Annotated in this window: 17 protein-coding genes; 16 read left to right on the forward strand and 1 reads right to left on the reverse strand. The window is 42.2% G+C overall.

Going from position 1 to position 19832, the window contains the following annotated elements:
* The first annotated feature begins 10 nt into the window (after window positions 1-10).
* From trpB to recJ, 7 genes are all read left to right on the forward strand, one after another.
* Window positions 11-1189, forward strand: a complete 1179-nt coding sequence (gene trpB / locus C4533_01885) for a tryptophan synthase subunit beta (protein ID RJP29761.1) — start codon at window positions 11-13, stop codon at window positions 1187-1189.
* The gene (locus C4533_01890; protein ID RJP29762.1) at window positions 1186-1971 is read left to right on the forward strand and encodes a tryptophan synthase subunit alpha; all 786 of its coding nucleotides are present in this window, start codon (window positions 1186-1188) and stop codon (window positions 1969-1971) included. The genes trpB and C4533_01890 overlap by 4 nt, the downstream gene beginning before the upstream one ends.
* Window positions 1972-3246: an insulinase family protein gene (locus C4533_01895; protein RJP29763.1), complete on the forward strand. Its 1275-nt coding sequence runs from the start codon at window positions 1972-1974 to the stop codon at window positions 3244-3246.
* Between the two features lies 1 nt (window position 3247).
* Complete coding sequence (locus C4533_01900) at window positions 3248-4273, forward strand: HlyC/CorC family transporter (GenBank protein ID RJP29764.1); 1026 nt, start codon at window positions 3248-3250, stop codon at window positions 4271-4273.
* A 258-nt stretch (window positions 4274-4531) separates the two neighbouring features.
* Window positions 4532-4897: a ribosome silencing factor gene (gene rsfS, locus C4533_01905; GenBank protein RJP29765.1), complete on the forward strand. Its 366-nt coding sequence runs from the start codon at window positions 4532-4534 to the stop codon at window positions 4895-4897.
* Window positions 4898-4948: 51 nt separating this feature from the next.
* Window positions 4949-6583, forward strand: coding sequence for an arginine--tRNA ligase (locus tag C4533_01910; GenBank protein ID RJP29766.1), 1635 nt, complete (start codon window positions 4949-4951; stop codon window positions 6581-6583).
* A 17-nt stretch (window positions 6584-6600) separates the two neighbouring features.
* Entirely contained in the window at window positions 6601-8292 is a 1692-nt protein-coding gene (recJ, locus tag C4533_01915) for a single-stranded-DNA-specific exonuclease RecJ (protein ID RJP29767.1), read from the forward strand.
* A 7-nt stretch (window positions 8293-8299) separates the two neighbouring features.
* Here recJ and rpmB read toward each other — a convergent pair whose 3' ends face one another.
* The gene (rpmB, locus tag C4533_01920) at window positions 8300-8530 is read right to left on the reverse strand and encodes a 50S ribosomal protein L28 (GenBank protein ID RJP29768.1); all 231 of its coding nucleotides are present in this window, start codon (window positions 8528-8530) and stop codon (window positions 8300-8302) included.
* A gap of 184 nt (window positions 8531-8714) precedes the next feature.
* Here rpmB and C4533_01925 point away from each other — a divergent pair, with 184 nt between their 5' ends.
* The 9 genes from C4533_01925 (at window position 8715) to pgsA (ending at window position 19829) form a co-directional block, all read left to right on the forward strand.
* Window positions 8715-11624 (forward strand): PD-(D/E)XK nuclease family protein, encoded by a 2910-nt coding sequence (locus tag C4533_01925; protein ID RJP29769.1) that lies wholly within the window; start codon window positions 8715-8717, stop codon window positions 11622-11624.
* A 140-nt stretch (window positions 11625-11764) separates the two neighbouring features.
* On the forward strand, window positions 11765-12241 hold the full coding sequence (locus C4533_01930) for a hypothetical protein (protein RJP29770.1): 477 nt from the start codon (window positions 11765-11767) through the stop codon (window positions 12239-12241).
* Between the two features lie 42 nt (window positions 12242-12283).
* Window positions 12284-12556 (forward strand): hypothetical protein, encoded by a 273-nt coding sequence (locus tag C4533_01935; protein RJP29771.1) that lies wholly within the window; start codon window positions 12284-12286, stop codon window positions 12554-12556.
* A 71-nt stretch (window positions 12557-12627) separates the two neighbouring features.
* A complete protein-coding gene (locus C4533_01940; protein ID RJP29772.1) occupies window positions 12628-12897 on the forward strand; it encodes a 30S ribosomal protein S15 in 270 nt (89 codons plus the stop codon).
* Between the two features lie 50 nt (window positions 12898-12947).
* Window positions 12948-15011, forward strand: coding sequence for a polyribonucleotide nucleotidyltransferase (gene pnp, locus C4533_01945; GenBank protein ID RJP29773.1), 2064 nt, complete (start codon window positions 12948-12950; stop codon window positions 15009-15011).
* A gap of 6 nt (window positions 15012-15017) precedes the next feature.
* Window positions 15018-17237, forward strand: coding sequence for a DNA translocase FtsK (locus tag C4533_01950; protein RJP29774.1), 2220 nt, complete (start codon window positions 15018-15020; stop codon window positions 17235-17237).
* Complete coding sequence (locus C4533_01955) at window positions 17234-18010, forward strand: helix-turn-helix domain-containing protein (GenBank protein RJP29775.1); 777 nt, start codon at window positions 17234-17236, stop codon at window positions 18008-18010. The genes C4533_01950 and C4533_01955 overlap by 4 nt, the downstream gene beginning before the upstream one ends.
* Complete coding sequence (gene rimO, locus C4533_01960; GenBank protein ID RJP29776.1) at window positions 18007-19254, forward strand: 30S ribosomal protein S12 methylthiotransferase RimO; 1248 nt, start codon at window positions 18007-18009, stop codon at window positions 19252-19254. Before C4533_01955 ends, rimO begins: the two co-directional genes overlap by 4 nt.
* Window positions 19251-19829 (forward strand): CDP-diacylglycerol--glycerol-3-phosphate 3-phosphatidyltransferase, encoded by a 579-nt coding sequence (gene pgsA, locus C4533_01965; protein ID RJP29777.1) that lies wholly within the window; start codon window positions 19251-19253, stop codon window positions 19827-19829. Before rimO ends, pgsA begins: the two co-directional genes overlap by 4 nt.
* Window positions 19830-19832 lie beyond the last annotated feature (3 nt).

Below are 19832 nucleotides of genomic sequence, written 5' to 3' on the forward strand. Positions count from 1 at the left end.
ATACAAAAATATGAATCCGGATAAAAAGGGACATTTTGGAGAGTTCGGCGGCAGATTCGTGCCGGAGACGCTGGTGTTTGCGTTGAACCAGCTTGAGCATGAGTTTAACAGGGTTAAAACCGATGTTAAATTCAAGCGCGAGCTTAGCGGGTATTTTAAAGATTATGCAGGCAGGCCTACGCCGTTATATTTTGCCAAGAGTTTAAGTAAATTTATCGGCTCAAGGGTCTATTTAAAAAGAGAGGATCTGCTGCATACGGGAGCGCATAAGATAAATAATACACTGGGCCAGGTATTGCTTGCTGTTAGAATGGGCAAAAAGAGGATAATAGCCGAAACCGGTGCCGGGCAACACGGAGTTGCCACTGCTACGGTAGCTGCACTTTTTGGCCTTGAGTGTTTCGTTTATATGGGTAAAGAAGATATAGAAAGGCAGGCTTTAAATGTCTATAGAATGAAATTATTGGGAGCCCGTGTTGTCCCTGTTACTTCTGGTTCCAGGACATTGAAAGATGCCATGACAGAAGCTTTAAGAGACTGGGTAACAAATGTGCGTGATACCTATTATATAATAGGTAGCGTAGCCGGCCCGCATCCTTATCCTTTGATAGTGAGGCATTTTCAATCAGTAATCGGTGTGGAGGCCAGAAAACAGATAAAAATGCAGGAGGGCAAACTTCCGGATTACCTGGTTGCCTGTGTCGGAGGGGGCAGTAATGCTATGGGTTTATTTCACCCCTTCTTTAAAGATAAGAGCGTAAAATTTATCGGGGTAGAGGCAGCCGGCAGGGGGATAAAATCCCAGAAACATGCGGCTACTTTAGTAGCCGGAAGTATCGGTGTCCTGCATGGCTCTAAATCCGGGTTGCTGCAGGATAAGTTTGGCCAGGTTAAGGAAGCTTATTCTATAGCAGCCGGCCTTGATTATCCTGGAGTGGGCCCTGAGCATACCTATTATAAGTCTATCAAAAGGGCTAGTTATTATTGTGTCAACGATAAAGAAGCGCTTCAGGGATTTAAGATGCTTTCAGAATATGAAGGCATAATACCTGCTTTGGAATCAGCACATGCAATAGCTTTTTTGCAGAAGCTACGCGGCAAGATAAAGAAAGGCTCTGTTATAATTGTCTGTCTTTCCGGCAGGGGTGACAAAGATATGGGTATAGCAACAAAAGAGCTTAAGCTATGAACAGGATAGAAAAAAAATTCAAAGAGTTAAAGCGTAAAAACAAAAAAGCCCTGGTTGCTTTTATTACTGCCGGGTATCCAAGCCTGAGCGCTACAGAAAAACTGATAATCCGGCTTGAGCAAGCCGGAGTTGATATCATAGAATTAGGCATCCCTTTTTCAGACCCTATGGCAGACGGGCCGATAATACAAGAATCTTCCCAGGAGGCTTTAAATAAAGGGGTTAACGTTGTTAATATACTTCAGACTGTAAGAAGGGCTAGAAAGCAGGTAAGACTGCCGCTGTGCCTTATGACGTATTATAACCCCGTATTCCGTTACGGCCAGGACAGGTTCGTAAGGGATTCGGTTGCAAGCGGAGTTGACGGGCTTATTGTCCCGGATCTGCCGCCCGATGAAGCCGCCGGATTGATAAAAAAAGCAAGGAAGACAGGTTTAGATACGATATTTTTTGTCTCTCCTACCACATCCAGGGAGAGGATGAAATTTATAGCAAAGAATACTACGGGTTTCATTTATTATGTTTCCACAACCGGTGTAACCGGTCCACGCAGCAATATTCCTGGTGACCTGCTGGTAAACCTCAGGGCAATAAAGAATATAACCTCAAAGCCGGTGTGCGTAGGTTTTGGGGTCTCAAACAGGGACCAGGCCTTGAAGATTTCCAGAATAGCAGACGGAGTAATTGTCGGCAGCGCAATAGTGAAAAAGATAAAAGAATGCAGTAAGCACCCAGCCTTTATTAATAAAGTTGCAGCATTTGTTTCTTCTCTTAAAATATAAATGAAATACGACAAAAAAACACTTGATAACGGCTTGCGTATAATTACCTGCTCAATGGAGGCGCGCAGGTCATTATCTTTGGGTATATGGATAAAGACCGGAGGCAGGTATGAAAACAACAGCAATAAAGGCATAAGCCATTACCTTGAACATCTGATATTCAAAGGAAGCAAGAAATATTCCTGCAGGGAAATAAAAGAGTCTATAGAGGGTATCGGAGGCAGCCTTAACGGGTTTACCTCTGAAGAGCTTACTTGTTATTTAGTGAAGGCTCCCGCTCAATATTGCGACCTCTGTCTTAATATACTTGCCGATATGTCCCTTAATCCTTTACTCGACAGCCAAGATATAGAAAAGGAAAGGACGGTTATCCTCGAAGAGATAAAGATGTACAGGGATCTTCCGCAGAGCTATGTTTATGAGCTCTTGGATGCTTTGCTTTGGCCGGCTCAGCCTTTAGGTATGAGTATAGCCGGAAGCGAAGAGTCGGTTAAGCGCATAAAACAGGAAGACCTGGTTGAATACCAGCGCAGGTATTATGCAGCTTCAGGTATAATTGTCAGCGCCGCCGGGCAACTTGATCCGGATAAATTTGCCTCTAAAGTAGAGACAATATTTTCAGGCGTAGGACAAGGCCAGGATAATGAATTCCTGCCAGTAAGCATCAAGCAGGCAAAACCACAGTTAAACCTTTTCCATAAAGATACAGAGCAGACCCATCTTGCATTAGCTTTTCATGCCTTAAAGAGAGACCATCCTATGAAATATGCTTTAGCGCTTATGCATATCATTATGGGCGGGAATATGTCCAGCAGGCTTTTTAACGAAATAAGGGAAAAGCGCGGCTTAGCTTATGAAATCGGGGCTGCGGTAAAAAAATTCCATGATTGCGGCTCGTTTATCATCCATGCCGGTATTGATAATACCAAAGTAGAAGAGGCGCTTAAGCTTATATTGGCAGAGGCAAAAAAGATCAGGGAAACACTTATCACGGAAGACGAGCTTAAAAGGGCAAAAGAATTTTATGCCGGGCAATTAATGCTATCGCTCGAGGATACTATGGACCATATGCTATGGATCGGAGAATCCATATCCACTATAGGCAGGCTATATTCTGTTGAAGAGATAATGAACGGTATAAATAACGTTTCCAGGGAAGATATAAGAGGCTTGGCTCAGGCGATTTTTAAGGAAGAAGGGTTAAACCTCGCCTTGATTGGGCCGGTAAAAAATATAGAAGAGAAGCTTTATAAAGAATTGTTTATAAAATCCTGATATGTATAAATTACTTTCGCTGCCCGTAATAATATTAATGTTGATTTTATTTGTTTTGTGCTCTTTCTTCTTTTCTGCATCTGAGACTGCGATAATCGGGCTCAGTAAAATACGCCTTAGCCATATGATAAGGAAAGGCATTAAAAGGGCAAAGAATATTCAAAATTTGGTTGCCAGATTAGACAATTTTATTGCCGCCATATTAATAGGCAATAATTTTGCTAATATCGCCATTTCTGCTATAGCTACCGGGATTTTCGTGCATATATTTGGGTATCATTGGGGCGTGATGATAGCTACCTTCACATCTACATTTTTCATCCTTATTATGTGCGATATAACTCCGAAATTGCTGGCTACCAAACATACTGAGAAGATAGCGCTTTTTTCTGCACCGATAATGGAAGTATTTATAAGGGCATTGCGTCCGGTAATACTTATATTTACCGGTATAAGCACGGTTATACTTAAGATATTCAAAGTAGAGAAGTCCAAGAGGCTACCTTTAATAACCGAAGAAGAAATACGCACGATGATAGAGATAGGAAAAGAAGAGGGGGTGCTTACCGACGAAGAAAGAAAGATGCTGCACCGTATTTTTGAATTCGGGGACACGAAAGTCGAAACCGTGATGATGCCTAAGGAAAAGATAGTGGCGGTAAACATTAAGTCCAGTTCCGAAGAAGTCCTGAATATATTCGTAGAGCAGGGGCATTCAAGGCTGCCAGTTTATGAAGGCGCAATAGATAATGTAATCGGCATTATATATGCGCGTGACCTGCTGTATATCCTTAGAGATAAAGGGCTTTTTGTCATTCAAGACCTTGTGCATGAAGCCTATTATGTCCCGGCAGCTATGAGGGTAAGCGAGCTCTTAAGAAAATTCCAGCTGGACAAGATCCAGATAGCTATAGTCGTTGATAGCCACAAGAAAACACTGGGCATTGTCACACTTGAGGACCTGACAGAAGAGATTGTGGGGGAAATAGAGGAGGAGCGGTCCAGGCGCTTCCGAAAAAATAATTGACCGCAACATTTTAAGGTGTATAATGAGTGAAGATTTTAACCGGAGTCATCAAGTTAAGTAAACAACGCAGAAGGAGGAAGTAAAATGGGCGAAAAAGGATATTGCGTAAAATGCAAGAGCATGAAAGAAATGAAGGATGAACAGAAAGTAACCATGAAGAACGGCAGGGCTGCGGTCAAAGGTAAATGCCCGGATTGCAATACCGGCATGTATAAGATCCTGGGGAAGAAATAACTCCTCTTAAGGGGGAATTCAGAAATAGAACCAAAGAATTTAGCTTTACGTATAGGCAAACTCATAAGGACCAAGAAAGCCCAGGATGTTGCGGTTCTGGATATGAACGGGGTTTCTGGTTTATGTGACTATTTCGTTATAGCAAGCGGGGAATCATTGAAGCAGATCAACTCTTTCGCTAAATCCATTGAAGAGGATTTAGCGAAAGAGGGTATAAAGAGCACTGTTAAGGTTTCTCCGAATGACGAATCGGGGTGGGTAGCCCTTGATTACCGTAGCGTGATAGTACATTTATTTCTTAAGCCTAAAAGGGAATTTTACGCCCTGGAGAATCTCTGGTCAGATACTAAAAGGGTCAGGCTCCCAAGAGGGCCATCAAAGAAAAAATAACCCTGAAAGCTTTTTCTCGCCTTATTACAAGCACCAACCAAAAGTTTCAAAATGAGAGAACATATCCAAAATAAAATAATTGAGGTTATAAGAGTTTCTTTAAATAAGCTGGGGCTTAAAGAGGAACAATACGGGAATCTGTATTTAGACCTTCCTGCTGATAGAAGGTTCGGAGACCTTGCCAGCAATACCGCTTTGAAGATGTCCAAGGTGTTAAAGAAGCCTCCTATGTTGATTGCCCAGGATTTGGCCTCTATGATTAAGGAGGAAATTGCTTCTTCTGATTTAAAAGAATATATAAAAGATGTAAAGGCAGAAGGAGCAGGATTTCTGAATTTTTATTTCAGTGACCGTTATTTTTATGAAGGGGTAAGCCAGATAGCAGAGAAGGCAGAGGCGGCCCTTAAGACAAATATCGGGGGCAACAAGAAGGTATTGATTGAATTTGTAAGCGCCAATCCTACCGGGCCTTTATCAGTGGCGCATGCCAGGCAGGCTGCTGTCGGAGATGTCCTGGCCAATATCCTCAATTTTACAGGCTATAAAGCAAAGAAGGAATATTATCTTAATGATGAAGGCAACCAGATAGAGATCCTGGGTAAGTCGGTAGGCCTGCGCATCAGAGAGCTTAACGGAGAACAGGTCGAGTTTCCCGAGAATCATTACCAGGGGCAATACATATATGATATAGCAGCCCAGGCAATAAAGGATCATTGTAAGCAGGATAATCTAAGCGAATATGCTGCGGACTATATTTTAAAATGCATAAAGAAGGAGCTGGAAGATTTCGGGGTCAGCTTTGATACATGGTATAGCCAGAAGGCGCTGAGGAAAAGCGGGAAAATCAATGCAACTCTTGAGAAACTGAAGGAAAACGGGTTTATATATGAGCATGAAGGCGCAGTTTGGTTAAAATCAACATCCTTCGGTGATGATAAGGACAGGGTGGTTATAAAAAGCGATACAAGCTTCACTTACCTTGCCCCTGATATCGCGTATCATCAGGATAAATATGCAAGGGGCTTTGATTGGTTGATAGATATGTGGGGCCCGGATCATCATGGTTATATAAAAAGGCTTAAGGCATCTATTCAGGCTTTTGGTAAAGACCCTGAAAGCCTTACGATAATCATCGTACAGCTGGCCAGTATTTTTAAGGACGGTAAGTCCGTTGAGATGTCTACAAGGCGCGGCCAATATATAACCCTGCGCGAAGTACTTGATGAGGTCGGCAGGGATGCTTCTAGATTTTTCTTCCTTATGCGTAAGACTTCCAGCCATCTGGATTTTGATTTAACTATAGCAAAAAAACAGACTTCTGAAAACCCGGTATATTATGTGCAATATGCTTATGCAAGGATATCCAGTATCCTCAAAAACACAGGCATCAAAATAAAGAACCCGGGTTTAGATCTTTTAAAGGAGCCGGAAGAATCCGCCCTTATGAAAGAGATCTCTCTTTTTGCCTATATACTGAATATTTGCGTGAGCACGCAGGACCCGTACATGTTAACAGTTTACCTGCAAGAGCTGGCAGAGAGTTTTCATAAGTTTTACGACAAGCACAGGGTATTGGGCCAGGATGAATCATTGACTAAAGCCCGGGTTTGTTTACTACTTGCTACCAAAACCGTTATCGCAACAGGCCTTAAGCTGCTTGGCGTATCCCTGCCGGATAAGATGTAACACTACAGCAGTCCTATATGCACCAACATAAAATACTTAATATCGCCAGCCCAAACCCAGAAACCCAGGATTTGTTCAGGCAAGTCTTGGGTTTTTCAAATGTCTTTGCCCAAGTCCTCATAAACCGCGGTTTGACAGAGCCTAAAGAGGCAGTTAGGTTTATCGCCGCTAAATTAGAAGACCTCTCAAGCCCTTTTTGTTTTAGCCAGATGAAGGCAGCTGTAGAAAGGATAAAATCCGCGATCAGGCAGAAGGATAAGATACTGGTTTACGGAGATTACGATGTTGATGGGATAACTTCTATAGCCCTGGTTAAATCTGTGCTTCTTGGCCTGGGGGCTTCGGTAATACACTATATCCCGGACCGTATCCGTGAAGGATACGGGTTGAACAGGAATATTTTAAATATCTGCATGGATAATAATGTGTCCCTGCTACTTACCGTTGATTGCGGGACCAATAGCCGTGAGGAGATAAGCAGTTTGATTAACGCAGGGATCGATGTAATAATTACAGACCATCATGAATTATCGGAAGAGTCTTTACCCCGGGCAACAGCGATAATAAATCCTAAAATCAAAGAGAGCGGTTATGCATTCAGGGATTTAGCCGGTGTCGGTGTCGCCTATAAGTTGTGCCAGGCTTTGACAGGCAGGGATTTGGTTAGCGAATTGGATCTTGTTACGCTGGGCACTATCGCCGATGTTGTTCCTTTGGTCGGAGAAAACAGGATCATAGTTAAAGAGGGATTATTAAGGTTGCCTGCTACCGCTAAACTGGGCATCAGCGCGCTTATTGAGGCAGCCGGAATAAAAAACAGGTCTATTACTACTACCCATGTAGGGTATATCCTGGGCCCGCGCATAAATGCAAGTGGCCGTATTGCACATGCTGATTCTGCCCTGAAATTATTGTTAAGCCAGGACCCCCAAGAGGCAATGGAGCTAGCGGATGAACTTAATAACAAGAACCGCCAGCGCCAGGGTATTGAAAATAAAATATTAGATGAGGCACAGGGTATAATTGACCGTGAAGTTAATTTTAAGGAACACAAAGTAATAGTTATAGCAAAAGAGGATTGGCATGAGGGTGTTTTGGGTATAGTTGCTTCGAAATTAGCTGACAGGTTTTACCGGCCAACAGTGCTGATTTCAATAAGCGAAGACCACTGTAAGGGCTCGGCACGTTCCATCAAGAACTTCCATCTATTTAATGCGCTTATTGATTGTAAAAGCGTTCTTGAGTCTTTTGGCGGGCACAGTCATGCCGCAGGCTTATTGATTGCAAAAGATAATATAGATTCCTTCAGGAAATATATAAATGATATAGCTTCACAAAGGCTTGATGCCGCTGATTTAATACCGTGTATTGATATTGATGCAGAATTGGGTTTAGCAGATATCAATAATAAGGTTATCGGTGAAATCGAATCATTAGAGCCTTTTGGTGCGGGTAACCCGGAACCATTATTCTTGACACGCGGGCTTAAGTTGAAATCCCAGCCATGCGTGCTTTCCAGGGATACGCTTAAATTTTGGGTGACTGACGGAAAGGTGACTTATCAGGCAATCGGATTTGGATTAGGCAGCCTTAAGGGCAGTTTGATGAGCGCGTCCAGTTTTGATTTGGTGTATACCCCGGCATTTGATAACTGGAGAGGACAGAGTAGTACTATACTGGAAGCCAGGGATATATTTTTTAATCAGTGATTTGAGATTATTTTGCCTTGGCGAATGCGCCTTTTTTAATGCATTTCGCGCAGATATATACTTTTTGAGGATGGCCGTTTACCAATATGCGCATCTTATGAAGGTTTGCGAAAAACTTACGTTTGGTCGAACGGACTATTTTACTTCCGGTACCGCCTTGTTTCTTGGCCATACCTTTGCGTACTACACTGCGGCCCTTTAATTCACCTTTTTTGCATATAAAACATTTCTTTAGCATAATTAGCTCCTTTTACGAATAATTTAGTATACTTGAAAATATTATAATGTCAAGATAGAATAGAGAATTACCTGCCTGCCGGCAGGCAGGGTCCACAGCTCACAGTGGACGGTTCACGGAAATAGTAATTAAGTCTTATTCTGTGCACTGTGCTCAGTGAACAGTGAACGCATATATCTATAATATGAACGATATCCTTGAAGGTTTAAATAAAGAGCAGAAAGAAGCAGTAACCTCTAAAGAAGGCCCGCTGTTAATAATCGCAGGCGCAGGCACTGGAAAGACTACTGTTATAACGCGCAGGATCGCCTGGCTGATATCTCAGGGCTTAGCAAGCACTGATCAGGTTTTAGCCCTTACCTTTACAGATAAAGCAGCAGCCCAGATGCAAGAGAGGGTTGATATGCTTGTTCCTTACGGATACACAGATATATGGATATCCACTTTTCATGCTTTTGGAGACAGGATATTGAGGGAAAATCCCATACAGTCGGGATTGAGCCCTGATTTTAAAGTGTTAAATCAGGCAGAGGCGTCGGTTTTCTTAAGAGAACACCTCTTTGAATTCGACCTTTCTTACTATCGTCCGCTTGCAGAGCCTACACGTTTCATACAGGCGCTTATTTCTTTTTTTAGCAGGGCAAAAGACGAAGATATATCAGCCAGCGAGTTATTAAAATATGCCGGGTCTCTTTCTGAGAAAGCCGCCGGCAGTAACGATGAGATCTTAAAAGAAGAAGCTGCCCACCAGGTTGAAGTTGCGCATGCTTATATGAAATACCAGGAACTCCTGCTTAAAGAGGGGGTAGTTGATTTTGCCAGTCAGTTTTATATGGCTTTGGAGCTTTTAAGGGCTCATCCCATGGTGCTTAATGGTTACCAGAATAAATTCAAATATATACTGGTTGATGAATTCCAGGATACAAATTTCTCGCAGTTTCAGATGATTAAGCTGCTGGCTGGGAAGAGCAGGAATGTCGCAGTAGTCGCAGATGATGATCAATGCATATATAGATGGAGGGGTGCAGCTTATAGCAATGTGCTGAATTTTATGAACGAATACCCTGATGCAGAGAAGATAACGCTTATACAGAATTACCGCTCCACCAAGCCGATATTAGACACCGCATACCGCCTGATACAAAATAATAACCCCGATCGTTTTGAAATCAAGGCGAATATCAACAAGAGGCTTATCAGTCTTAAGGGCGAAGGAGAAGCTGTGCGTTATTTGCATTTCGATACTAATTCTGACGAAGCTGATAAAGTGGCCGCTGTAATAAAGGAAGAGTGTTCAAAAGGCGGATTCAAATACCGCGATTTTGCCATACTTGTGCGTTCTAATTCCGATTCACAGGCTTTTTTGCAGGCATTGAATATGCAGGATATACCGTGGCAGTTCAGCGGCAGCCATGGGCTTTATTCGCGCCCGGAAGTGATGATGTGCATAAGTTTTTTACGTGCATCAGCTGATATATATGATTCGCTGAACCTGTATTATTTATTAACATCGGAAGTTTATAAAGTTGATATGAAGGATCTAAGTTATTTCTCGCATTATGCCAGGCGCAGGAATAAACCCTTGTATTTCGTGCTCAAGGATGCCGGGCAGATACCTGAGTTCAATGATGTAAATCAGGCAACAAAAGATAAGGTCTTAAGGTTTCTTAGTGATTTTGAACATTTTGTAGAAGCCTCAAGGGAAGAGACAACGGGCAGGCTTCTTTATTTATTCTTAACCGATACGGGGTATCTAAAGAGCCTGACGTCTGATATGACTCCTGAAAAAGAGTCTAAAATACAGAATATCGCTAAGTTTTTTAATATCGTAAGGAATTTTGAGCTTATTGCCCGTCATGATAGGGTGGGAAGTTTTGTGAAGCACCTGAACCTTTTAATTGAAGCCGGGGATGACCCGTCTACAGTGGATATTGATTTCTATGATATCAACGCAGTAAATGTACTTACTATTCATAAGGCTAAAGGGCTGGAGTTTGGAGTGGTTTTTCTGGTAGACCTAGCCCAGGGCAAATTTCCGTTACCAAGGAGAAAGCAGCCTATTGAACTGGATGACCATTTAATAAAAGAGGTGTTGCCGACGGGTGATTTCCATATACAGGAAGAGCGCAGACTCTTTTATGTCGGTATGACCAGGGCCAAAGATAAACTCTATCTTACCAGCGCCGATGATTACGGCGGTAAAAGGGCGCGGAAAGTCAGCCAGTTTGTGATTGAGTCGGTAGGAGAGGTTGCGCCTGAAGCGCTTAAAGAGAAGTCAAGCGCCCTTGAATTGATACAGCGTTTTGCTCCTGTACGTAATAAAGTCAAGCCTGTTGTCAATGAACAATCTGCGGCTAGAGTAATTAATTTAAGCTATTATCACATCGACGATTACCTTACCTGCCCGCTTAAATATAAATATGTCAACATTTTAAGAGTACCTATTATGGAGCACCATACAGTTATTTATGGCAGGGCGATGCATGAGGCAGTCACCGGGTATTTTCAGGCAGTAATGAGCGGCAGAGGCATGGATAAAGATGAGCTGCTGAATATTTTCGAAAATAGTTTTGATCCTCAGGGATTCCTTGACCTTAAGCATCAGCTTGAAAGGAAGCGGCTCGGTAAAGAGGCGCTGTTGCGGTTTTATGACCAGCAGGCAAAGCAGCCATGCAAAGCAAAATTTATCGAGAAAGAGTTTTCTTTTGTCCAAGGGCAAAACAGGATCACCGGCAGGTTTGACAGGATTGATGAAGAGGACGGAGGCGCTGTGGTGATTGATTTTAAAACCTCCGACATAAAGACCCAAAAGGAGGCTGATAAACGCGTCAAGGAAAGTATGCAGCTTAAGCTTTACTCCCTGGCGTATAGAGAGATCTTCGGAGAATTACCATTAAGGGTTGAATTACATTTCCTTGAATCTGGCTTGATCGGAAGAAAAGAGATAGATGAAGCAGACATAAAGGATGTGGAGGAAAACATAGATTCTGTTGCTGAAGGTATCCGCAATAATAAATTTGAAGCAACGCCTAATTATATGTCATGCACTTATTGCGCTTATAATGAAATTTGCCCATTCTCAATGGCAAAGTAAATTAGTTCACAGTTCACAGAGCACCGTTCACAGTATTACTTTCAACTAGGGATAATTTACCAGTTGCCTACATTCCGTGAACCATGAACTGTGCGCATTCCGTGAGCCGTGAACAGTGAACCGTGAACTAATAATAATATTTGACATCTAAATATTTATTTGTATATAATATTGCCATGCAAAATAGCCAATTAGTAAGGGAGAGTCTTGAGATGCCTAAGGTCGCAACTATAGTAAATAAGGATACTGCTTTCGGATATCAGCTGCTTCTTGATCTTTACGGATGTAAAGAGGGAGCATGCGACGATCTGTCGTTATGCTATAGATTCCTTGATGAGATAGTCGATTATCTGGGAATGGAGAAGCAGGCCCCCCCGAATATTTTCTTCACCGATGCAAAGCGTTTCCCTGATAAGGCAGGATTATCCGGATGGGCTCCCCTTGTCGAAAGCTCAATAGTAATACATACTTTAAGCCCTAAGAATTATATTTCGGTTGATATATATTGCTGTAAGGAGTTTGATAGAAAGAAAGCAAGGTCTTTTGTTCAGCAGTTTTTCTCGCCAAAACGTATTGATGAGCAATATCTCTTGCGAGGATTGGACTATTACAAGTAGAACTCCCCTTTATCAATTTCCCATAGTAAATAACGGTTTAAAATGAATAATAATATTACGTTGTTTGCGGATTATATATTTATGCAATTCTTGAGCCTAAGCCTTTATACCGTGCTGGTGGGGATTTGTTTTTGCGATGGTTTTAAATTAGATATAAGGAAGAAGCTTATCTGGTTCCTGGTTTTCTTGGCAATAAGCGCCTGGGTGCTGAAAGAAAAAGGGCAATACGATTTGGCTTTAATCCTGCCTGTCCCCACAGCATTAGCCATTACCCTTTGCTTTTATCAAAAGTTTAAGAAAGGCAAGCAAGTTTAGGCCAGTTAGATATTGACTTAGAGTGGAAATAATCGTATAATAAACATCTCAAAAAGAAGGAGGTGAGACTGTTGGCACAAGTACAAGAAAAAAAGAAGAATATCATAGAGAGCTTTAAGGTCCATAGTCGTGATACAGGAAGCGTCGAAGTCCAGATTGCGCTTTTGACCGAAAGGATCAATTCTCTTACAGAGCATTTTAAAAATAATAAGAAAGACCACAATTCTCGCCGGGGTTTATTAAGCCTGGTTGGAAGGCGTAGAAGGTTCCTTGATTATTTGAAGAAGAGGGATTTTAAGAAATACGAAGAGCTTCTGGATAAGCTGGGCTTGAGAAAATAAGGCCTGATGTCTTTATTTTATTTCCCAAATATAAAAATTATGAGGTTATAATGAAAATCATTTTTGGAAAAAATGAATTGATTCTAGAAAGCGGCCGGTTTGCCAGGCAGGCTAACGGTGCAGTTACGATTCAGTACGGCGGCACTGTAGTTTTGGTTACGGCTTGCATGTCTGCAGAGCCAAGAGAGGGTCTGGATTTTTTCCCTTTGACCGTTGAATATCAGGAAAAAACTTATGCTGCAGGCAGGATACCAGGAGGATTTTTTAAGAGAGAGGGCAGGCCTTCAGAGAGCGAGATCCTGGTTGCCAGATTAATAGATAGGCCAATACGCCCGCTTTTCCCTAAAGGGCTTTTTAATGATGTGCAGGTGATGGCCATAGTCTTATCCAGCGATGGCGAAAACGATCCCGATGTTTTTGCCCTGACTGCCGCATCGGCGGCATTGTCGATATCAGACATACCATTTAACGGCCCGCTTGCAGCCTGCCGCGTCGGGTATATTAATGAGGAATTTATCCTGAACCCTACTTATTCTGAGCTGGAACAATCCAGCCTGGATGTTGTTATCGCGGCAAATTCCAAGGGTATTGTTATGCTTGAGGCAAAATCAAAGGAGGTCTCTGAAGATATATTCCAGAATGCAGTTAAGTTTGGTTTTGAAAGCATGCAGCCTATAATTGCCATGCAGCAGGATTTTGCCAAACAGCTCGGCAAGAAAAAAATAGATATTGAATTGAGAAAGGTGCCTGCTGAACTTAAAAGTAAAGTCAAGGAAATGGCTGAAAGCAAGCTTTGCGAAGTTTATAAGCTTGCCGGGAAAGAGCAGAGAGAAGATGCTGTCAGGCTGATAGCCAAAGACCTGGAGGCACAACTTGTTTCAGAGGATTACCTTGCGCTGGATATTAAGATGGCTTTATATGACCTCGAGAAAGAAACAGTAAGAAACAAGATCTTAAGAGATAAAGTGCGTATTGACGGCAGAAAGTTTGCTGAAATAAGGCCGATTACCTGCGAAGTGGGCGTTTTACCGCGCACTCACGGTTCCAGCGTTTTTACCAGGGGCCAAACCCAGAGTTTGGCAGTCACTACTCTTGGTACAGGCGAAGACGAGCAGATGATTGAGGCGCTTGAAGGAGAAAAATTTAAATCGTTTATGCTCCACTATAGTTTTCCTCCTTTTAGCGTAGGAGAAACAGGCCCTGTACGCGGCCCCGGCAGAAGAGAGATCGGCCACGGAGCTTTAGCTGAGAGGGCCCTTTCAGCAGTTATTCCGTCTAAAGACAAGTTTCCATATACTATAAGGGTTGTTTCCGAGATACTTGAATCCAACGGTTCTTCAAGCATGGCTACTGTGTGCGCTGCTACATTATCGCTTATGGATGCCGGCGTACCGATAAAAGACCCCGTTTCCGGTATAGCATTGGGTTTAATAAAGGATGGGGCACAAGCTGCAGTATTGACCGATATAGCAGGGCTGGAAGACCATTTTGGAGATATGGATTTTAAGGTGGCAGGTACCGGAAAAGGAATCACAGCGGTACAACTGGATTTAAAAATTGATGGAATTGATTTAGAATTATTAAGTAAGTGTTTATCCCAAGCCAAAGATGCCAGGATGGTTATTTTAGATAAGATAACACAAGCTATTGCCGGACCGAGGTCAGAGATTTCTTCATATGCTCCGCGCATTGATGTGTTAAAGGTCAAGACAGAAAAAATCGGTGAGCTTATCGGTCCTCAGGGCAAGACCATAAAGAAGATTATCGCCCAAACAGGAGCCGCGATAGACATACAGGATGACGGCACAGTTTTAGTGTCTTCTACTGAATCTGCCAAATCTAAGATGGCCATTGACATGATCAAGGCGATCACTGACGATGTGGAAGTGGGCAGGATCTATGAGGGGAAAGTAAAGCGCATTATGCCTTTTGGCGCCTTTTGTGAGATAGCGCCGAATAAGGAAGGGTTGGTACATATATCAGAGTTATCAGATAGTTTTGTCAAAGATGTTGAGAGTGTTGTTAAAATCGGCGATGAAATAAAAGTCAAAGTAATAGGTATAGATGAATTAGGCAGGATCAACCTGAGTAAAAAGCAGGCAGAAGAGAAATAGCAGAAGATGAGAGAGCGCAGGCTAAATGAGATCAAGGCAGTAATACTGATCGCGCTTGGTTTAATTATCCTCGCGAGCCTGGTTTCTTTTACCCCGTATGACCTTAGTTTTTATACTTCTCACCCTAATGTTCCAGCCAAGAACCTAATAAGAGGATTCGGAGCTTATCTTGCAGGGGTATTATTGTTTTTATTCGGATGGGCAAGCTATGCCATTCCGGCAATAACTTTATTGCTCGGGGTAAAGCTCTTCCGTCAGGATATCCCTGATCTTAGGATGCCGAAGATACTGGGTATGATTGTGTTATTGCTATCCATCAGTTCTCTGATTGGGCTATTTGTCGCTAAGAACGTTGTTTATGCGTTTTCAAGAGGAGGATTTATTGGATACGGCATCTCAAGTTTTGTCGGTACATACCTGGGTAAACTTGGGGCTTCAATTGCTTTTACAACGCTTATCATTCTGTCGCTGGTGTTGGTGACGGATATACTGCCTTCGTCAATAATTTCCACGTTATCAAAAGGTTTTACTTCCCTTTTTTCTTCGTTCTATTCCAGATTTAATGCTGCAAAAAAAGACAAGTCAATCAAGATTAAGCCTGCGGCAAATATCAGAGATAATGTCGGTCTGACCAGTAACCTCAAGGTAAGGCCCCAGCCCAGCCTTTTACAGGAGACAAAGAAGGACTCTATCCAGCAAAAGACAGAAGAAGCATTCGTAAAGCCTAATATTAAAATAAAAACCCCGGTTAAATCCCAGGGGCAATCTGAAATAAAACCTAAGCCCCAGGAGTTAAAGATAGGTGATTACCATCTTCCGGAACTAGATCTGCTTGAGTCTCCTCCGCCGTTTGAGGCAAGGCAGATCAAAGAAGATTTGGCGAATAATGCGCAAGTCCTGGAGGAAACACTGGATGATTTTGGTATTACGGTTAAAGTCACGGATATTGAGCGCGGCCCAGTTATTACCAGATATGAGCTTGAACCTGCCCCGGGCGTAAAACTGAACCGTATTGTTGCATTAGGGGATGATATAGCTTTAGCTATGAAAGCCCAGTCAGTAAGGATAATAGCTCCTATCCCCGGTAAGGCAAGGGTGGGCGTAGAGGTGCCTAACAGCAAGAGCAGCCTGGTTTATTTAAAAGAGGTGCTTTCTTCTTCTGAATTTGTTAATGCCAAGTCAAAACTGACATTAGCATTGGGTAAGGATATAACCGGTCAATCAGTCTTTGCGGAACTTGATGATATGCCGCATTTATTAATCGCCGGTACTACCGGTTCCGGAAAAACCGTTTGTGTCAACTCGCTTATACTCTCATTGCTTTTTAAATCCTCACCGGTGGAATTAAAATTCCTTATGATAGATCCCAAAATGGTAGAACTTGCTCCCTTTAATGGTATCCCGCATTTGTTGTGTCCGGTTGTCACGGAATCAAAGAAAGCGCATTTGGCGCTTGATTGGGTTGTAAATGAAATGGAAGAGCGGTATAAGCTTTTAGCTAAAGTCGGAGCCAGGAATATCGAGGCCTATAATCAAAAAGAAGAAAGGATCCCTTATATAGTAGTAATAATCGACGAGTTTGCTGATTTAATGTCTGTTTCAAGGGATAAAGTAGAGAATGCAGTAACAAGGCTAGCCCAGCTTTCGCGCGCCGTGGGCATACATTTGATCCTGGCGACGCAGAGGCCCTCAGTAGATGTGATTACCGGGGTGATTAAAGCCAACTTACCGGCGAGAATATCTTTTAAAGTGGCGTCAAAAGTTGACTCACGCACAGTCCTGGATATGAACGGCGCAGACAAACTCCTGGGCAAGGGTGACATGCTTTTCTTAAGGCCCGGAGAGTCAAAATTGATACGTGTCCAGGGTACCCTGGTAAATGACAAGGAGATTGAAAAAGTCGTAGATTTTATTAAAGAGCAGGGCCAGCCGGTATATGATGATGAAATATTAAGAGAAAAACAGAGGACAGGCATGGTTAACGGCGATAAAGACGAGCTTTATGATGAAGCGGTAAGGATAATCATGGAGAGTAATCAGGCTTCTGTTTCGATACTTCAGAGAAGATTGCGTTTAGGCTATACGCGGGCAGCAAGGATAATCGACATAATGGAGCAAGATGGGCTCGTAGGCCCTTATGAAGGAAGCAAGCCCAGGAAGATCCTCGTTGACAGGAATTCCTGGCTGGAAAAATATTTAACCGTTCAGGAGAATGACCAGCAATGATGGAATCTTCGGGAGAAAGACTTAAAAAGATCCGTTTGAGTAAAGGCCTGAGCCTTGAAGAGGCTTATAAAAAGACGAAAATACATTTAAATGTATTAAAGGCGATAGAGGATGATAATATCATCAATATAAACCCTATTTATTTAAAGGGTTTTCTTAAGATCTATTGCCGGTTTTTAGGCGTAGACCCTAAAGATTTTGTCCCCGAATACAAAGACCCGCATACTTTGAAACTGGCTGCTTTAGAAACGCAGGGAAATAATAAATTGTCATTTATGAAATCTGCTGCCGGTAAGCTGGGTTATCTCGGGAGCGATAACTTTAGGAAAATAAGGAAAGTGCTGGTCATAGGATTAGCCATTTTAGTAATCCTATTTGTGTTGTTTAATCTCGGTAAATTTATTAAGCACAGGCTCTCTATTCTATTCTCGAAAAAGAGCTCTATTTCTTCTGTAAGCAAGGTAAATAAGGATACGGCCAATAAGCAGGTTCAGAAGAATGCAGGAGTTTCTTTAAATGTTATGCTTACAATAGTTGCAAAGGAAGACTGTTGGATAAATTTGAAAGTAGACGGCCGCACAGTTTTCCAGAGCGTGCTTAAGAAAGGCCGCTCGGAGACCTGGGAAGCCAAAGATAAGATGGAATTGACCATTGGCAATGCAGGAATAGTATCCTTGGAAGTCAATGGGCAATCTATCCCGCCTTTAGGCAGAAAAGGCCAGGTAATAAAGAACATCCTGATTACCAAAGAGGGCATTGTTACCAGAAGATGAAAGGCAGCGTCGGTATATTAAGCCTGGGTTGCCCGAGAAATCTTGTCGATTCTGAAAACCTGCTTAGCCGCCTTAACCTTAAAGGTTATAAGATAGTTGATATGGAAAAGGCGGAAATCGGCATAGTCAATACCTGCGCTTTTATAAAGGACGCAAAGGTCGAGTCTATAGACGCGATACTGGATTTAAGCGAGCTTAAGAAAAGCGGCAGCCTGAAGAAGATCATAGTCTGCGGATGCCTTGTCCAGAGATACAAAGATGAGATAATAAAGGAATTCCCTGAAGTGGATGTATTTATAGGGAGGATGCCTTTAGGTCAGAATAAGGATAGATATAGTCTTACACCCAGGCATTACGCTTATTTAAAAATCTGTGAAGGGTGCCTTAATAAATGTAGTTTTTGCGTTATTCCCCGGATCAAAGGCAGGTTTACGAGCAGAAGTATAGAAAGCCTGGTTAGTGAAGCTGCCGATTTAGATAAAAAAGGCGTTAAAGAGCTCAACATTATTGGTCAGGATATCAGCGGTTATGGGATAGATTTGTACGGCAAGCATGTTTTACCGAAATTGCTGAAGGAGATATTGACAAAGACACACAGGATCGATTGGATAAGGTTGTTATATCTTTATCCCAGCAGGTTGACTGATGAACTGCTGAGATTAGTTAGGGACCAGGAGCGTATCTGTAAATACATAGACTTGCCGCTGCAGCATATAAATGACAGGATCCTCAGACTTATGAACAGGGGTATGACTAAAAAGGGGATACTTGAGTTAATAGAAAAAATAAGGAAGCTGGTGCCAGAGGCGGCGATAAGGACCTCTTTTATAGTCGGGTTTCCTTCGGAGTCAGAAGAAGAATTCCGCGAGCTTATGGATTTTGTCGAAGAAGCTGAGTTTGAAAGATTAGGAGCCTTTATTTATTCGAGAGAGGAAGGTTCCCCTGCGTACGGGTATCACGGGCAGAAAACCGAGACAGTCAAGAAAGAGAGGTTTAATGCCTTAATGATGAAACAGCAGGAGATCTCCGGGAAAATCAATTCAAGGCTATTAGGTAAAGAGATGGATGTAATAATAGATGAGAAAGACAAACAGGGATATTCTGGGCGTACTCAATTTGATGCCCCTGAGGTAGATGGCATGGTTTATGTGCATTCCGGAACAAAATTAGAACAGGGAGATATAATAAAAGTAAGAATTACTGACACTTTGGAATACGATCTAGTAGGAGAGGCGATTAAATGAATATTGCAAACAGGCTGACGATATTAAGGATAGTATTGACGTTTGTTTTTATGTTTTTTCTTTTTGTAAACGGCCTTTGGGCCAAAGTATTAAGTTTCGTTATCTTTATATTCGCTGCTTTATCTGATTTCCTCGACGGCAGGATAGCCCAAAGAAGGAATATGGTCACAGATTTCGGCAAGCTGATGGATCCCATAGCCGATAAGATCCTTGTCTTGGCGGCATTTGCCGCTTTCGTCCAGATGCAGCTGATAGAAGCCTGGATGTTTGTTTTAATTATCTTCAGAGAGATACTTATAACTTCATTAAGGCTGTTTGCGCTTAACAAGGGCAAGGTCTTGTCAGCTACTAAAGTCGGTAAACATAAGACAGCCTCGCAGATGATAGTTATTTTTACTATCCTTGTTTTTATAGTAGCCAAAGAAATAATGCTGGCATTCTTTACCTGGAATCCTGCCTGGGAGAACCTGTTCCATAAGGGTATTTATTTCTTGATGTTAGCAACTATTATTCTTACTTTATATTCCGGCCTGTCATATTTATGGGATAACCGTAAGATCATAAGTAAGATATAAATA

It is taken from the genome of Candidatus Omnitrophota bacterium (assembly GCA_003598025.1).
GTDB lineage: Bacteria > Omnitrophota > Gorgyraeia > Gygaellales > Profunditerraquicolaceae > Profunditerraquicola.